The following is a 4371-nucleotide window of genomic DNA, read 5'->3' as shown; positions in this document are numbered from 1 at the left end:
GAATGCCCCACCACCGCAGCAGGCACCACCCCACACGACCGCCACACCTCCGCCAACGACACCATCACCGCCCACAACACCGGCTGCACCACATCAACCCGACCCAACGCCACCTCATCACCCAACACATCCACCAACGACCACCCCACAAACGGCCCCAACGCCGCCTCACACTCACCCATCGCCGCCGCAAACACCGACGACGACCCCAACAACCCAGCAGCCATCCCCACCCACTGCGAACCCTGACCCGGAAACACCATCACCACCCGATCACCCCGCCCCACAACACCTCGCACCACCCCCGAACCACCCGACACCACCGCCCCCAACCCACCCACCAACTCCCCACCCGAACCACCCAACACCACCGCACGATGCTCAAACCCCGACCGAGACACCACCAACGAAAAACCCACATCAGACACAGAAACGCCAGGGCACTCCGCCACATACTCAGCAAGCCGCGCTGCCTGCCCACACAACGCCTCCGCCGAACGACCCGACACCACCCACGGCACCACCGGCTCTCCCTCAGCCGACTCGGCCGGATCAACCAGATCAACCGGCTTCGGTGCCTGCTCAATGACAAGGTGCGCGTTCGTCCCACTCATGCCGAACGACGACACACCAGCCCGACGCGGCCGACCCACCTCGGGCCACTCCCGCGCCTCCGTCAACAGCCGAACATCACCCGCATCCCACTCCACATGCGGCGTCGGCTCATCCACATGCAGCGTCCGCGGCAACACCCCATGCCGCATCGCCATCACCATCTTGATCACGCCCGCCACACCCGCAGCCGCCTGCGTATGACCAAGATTCGACTTCACCGACCCCAACCACAACGGACGCCCCGAATCCCGACCCTGCCCGTACGTCGCCAACAACGCCTGCGCCTCAATCGGATCACCCAACGTCGTCCCCGTACCATGCGCCTCCACCACATCCACATCCGACGCGGAGACACCAGCATTGACCAACGCCTGCCGAATCACACGCTGCTGCGACGGACCATTGGGCGCCGTCAAACCATTCGACGCCCCATCCTGATTCACCGCACTGCCCCGCACCACAGCCCACACCCGATGACCATTCCGCCGCGCATCCGACAACCGCTCCAACACCACCACACCCGCCCCCTCAGACCACCCCGTACCATCCGCCCCCTCAGCAAACGCCTTACACCGACCATCCATGGCCAGACCGCGCTGGCGGCTGAACGCCACGAACGCCCCCGGGGTCGTCATAACGGTCACGCCCCCAGCCAGGGCAAGGCCACATTCGCCCCGGAACAGCGACAGGCTCGCCATGTGCATCGCCACGAGCGACGAGGAGCAGGCGGTGTCCACTGTCACGGCGGGCCCTTCGAGGCCCAGGGTGTAGGAGAGACGGCCGGAGACGACGCTGGCGGCGTTCCCGGTGGCGAGATAGCCCTCGACTCCGTCCGCGGAACTCATCAACAGCGAGGTGTAGTCCTGGCCGTTGGTGCCCACGAAGACACCGGTCTGGGTGCCTTTCAGTGACCCCGGGTCGATCCCCGCCCGCTCGATCGCCTCCCACGAGGTCTCCAGCAGCAACCGCTGCTGCGGATCCATCGCCAACGCCTCACGCGGCGAAATCCCGAAAAACCCCGGATCGAAGTCTCCTACACCGTGCAGGAAGCCGCCCTCGGACGTGTAGGATGTGCCTTCTCGATCAGGATCCGCATTGAAGAGCGATTCCAGGTCCCAACCGCGATCCGTCGGGAATCCGGAGATCGCGTCCTCGCCGGAAAGCAGTAACTTCCACAAGTCCTCAGGAGATGCGATACCGCCCGGGAAGCGGCAGCTCACCCCGACAATCGCGATGTCTTCCCGCTCGCTGTCCCGTATCCGGGCCATGACGGAAGCGGACGCGACATCGGCCAGAGCGGGAGGGGCTCCTGCCAATACCTCGTCGAGATGGGCGCCGAGGCTCGACACTGTCGGGTAGTCGAAGACGAGCGTGGCCGCGAGTTTCAGGCCGGTGGCCGCACGCAGCCGATTCCGCAGGTCCACCGCGGACAGCGAGGTGAACCCGAGATCCTGGAACGCCCGATCGTCCGCCACCTCGCTCTCCCGGGAGTAGCCCAGCACCTGGGCGACATGGCCGCGCACCAGTTCCTTCAGTGTGTGTGCGCGTTCGGCCGGGCTCAGGCCGGTGAGTCGTGAGCGCAGCGAAGCTGCCGAGCCCGTCTCCTCACGCACGGAATCCGCAGCCGCGCGTTGGGCCGCCGGGATCTCGCGGAGCAGCGGACTCGGCCGTACGGTCGTGAAGGCGGCGGCGAACCGGTCCCAGCTGATGTCCGCGATGGCCGTGTACGGATGGGCACCGGCGCCGGCCGCCGTACGGAGCACCGAAGTGGCGAGTTCCGGGTCCATGGCGGCGATGCCACCGCGGTGCAACCGCTCTCGCACTCCCTCTTCGTCGGCCATACCGCCATCCGCCCAAGGCCCCCAGGCGAGGGAAGTGGCGGGCAGACCGAGGTCATGGCGGTGCTCGGCCAGTGCGTCAAGGACGGCATTGGCCGCCGCGTAATTGGCCTGCGCCGGGTTGCCCAGGCTGCCGGCCAGGGATGAGAAGAGAACGAACGCGTCCAGTTCCCGGCCTCGGGTCAACTCGTGCAAATGCCAGGCCGCCTTCGCCTTGGCCCGGTACACGGTGGCGAACCGCTCGGCGTCGAGGTTGTCCAACAGACCGTCGTCGAGGACACCGGCGGCGTGCACCACTGCGGTCAGCCCGTCGAGCGACTCGAGCAGATGGGCAAGTGCCTCCCGATCGGCAGCGTCGCACGCCGCCACCGTGACCTGCGCTCCGATGTCCACGAGCTCGGCCTTCAACTCGTCGGCACCAAGGCTCGCCGGACCACGGCGGCTGACGAGTACTACACGCTCGGCGCCGTTCCGGGCGAGCCAACGGCAGACCTGCGCGCCCACGGCACCCGTGCCTCCCGTCACCAGGACAGTGCCCCGCGGGCGCCACCGCTCGATCGGCGCCACCGCCCCATGGACCAGCCGCCGGCCGAATACACCAGTGCCGCGGATCGCCACCTGGTCCTCGTCACCACCCCCGGACAACACGGCACAGAGCCGCCGTCCAGCCCGTTCGTCGAACTCCTCCGGAAGATCTACCAGGCCACCCCATCGGTCGGGGTGCTCCAACGCCGCCACCCGGCCCAGACCCCACACGGCGGCCTGCGCCGGATTCGCCAGCCGGTCGGCGCTGGCAGTCGACACCGCGCCACGGGTCACGCACCACAAGGGCGCGTCGATCCCCGCGTCCCCCAGCGCCTGCACCACGGCAACGTTCACCGCCAGGGACGTCGGCAGATCGGGATCTCCCTCCCCGGTCGAGCCGGGGCTCCCGTCATCCGTCAACGCGGCCATGGACACGACCCCCGAGAGATCGGTGTCGGCCCCGGCTTCGTGCAGCAACCGCACGAGGTCGTCGCGCCCTGCCCCGGGTGGCACCGGAAGCAGCCGCACCTCGGCTCCATGAGCGGTCAACGCCGCGACCACGCTTGGTGTCCACGGGCTTTGGGACCGCTCGTCCTCGGCCGCCACGACCAGCAACCAGGTTCCGCGCAACGGGACCAGATCGATGTGCGCGGGCCGCCACATGACGTGGTAACGCCAGGAGTCCACTTCGGACTCCTCCCGCCGCTGCCACCACCAGGAGGACAGTCCGGGCATCACCTCACCGATAACGTCTTCGTCGATGCCGAGCGTGGCGGCCAGCGACGCCACGTCGTCACGCCGCACGGCGTCCCAGAACGGGGATTCGCCCCCATCGAGGCCACTCGGTACGCCTGCGTCCAGCCAATACCGTTGGCGCTGGAATGCGTAGGTGGGTAGATCGACGAGCCGGTGAGGGCCCGGGAGCAAGACCTGCCAGTCCACCTCCACTCCCGACGCATACAGCTGGCCGAGGGCCAGGACCGCGGACTCCGGTTCCGGACGATCCTTGCGCAACATCGGCACCACCACCGTGCCCGCGTCCCCGTCACCATCACCATCACCATCACCGTCCAGGCATTCATGCACCAGAGACGTCAACGCCCCATCCGGTCCCAGTTCGACGAACCGCGTCACACCCCGCTCGCGAAGACACTTCACCCCATCGGCAAACCGCACCGTCTCCCGGACATGCGCCACCCAATACCCCGCCGAACACAACTCCTCGCCGGCAACCTCACCCGTCACATTGGAGACCACCGGAACCCGCGGAGACGAATACACAATCCCCTCAGCCACCCGCCGGAACTCCTCCAGCATCGGCTCCATCCGCGACGAATGAAACGCATGACTCACCGGCAACCGCCGCGTCTTACAACCCCGCTGTGCCCACTCC

The 4371-nt window shown here is 67.6% G+C and carries 1 protein-coding gene; it reads right to left on the bottom strand.

What is annotated here, in order from left to right; genetic code table 11:
• A partial coding sequence (locus AB0E24_RS45835) for an SDR family NAD(P)-dependent oxidoreductase (protein ID WP_435865409.1) occupies positions 1-4371 on the bottom strand: 4371 nt, incomplete at both ends.

This window comes from Streptomyces malaysiensis subsp. malaysiensis (genome assembly GCF_040653035.1).
GTDB classification, from domain to species: domain Bacteria; phylum Actinomycetota; class Actinomycetes; order Streptomycetales; family Streptomycetaceae; genus Streptomyces; species Streptomyces malaysiensis.
The sequence above is the reverse complement of the archived record's forward strand: the minus strand, read 5'-3'. Positions and strand labels throughout refer to the sequence as shown.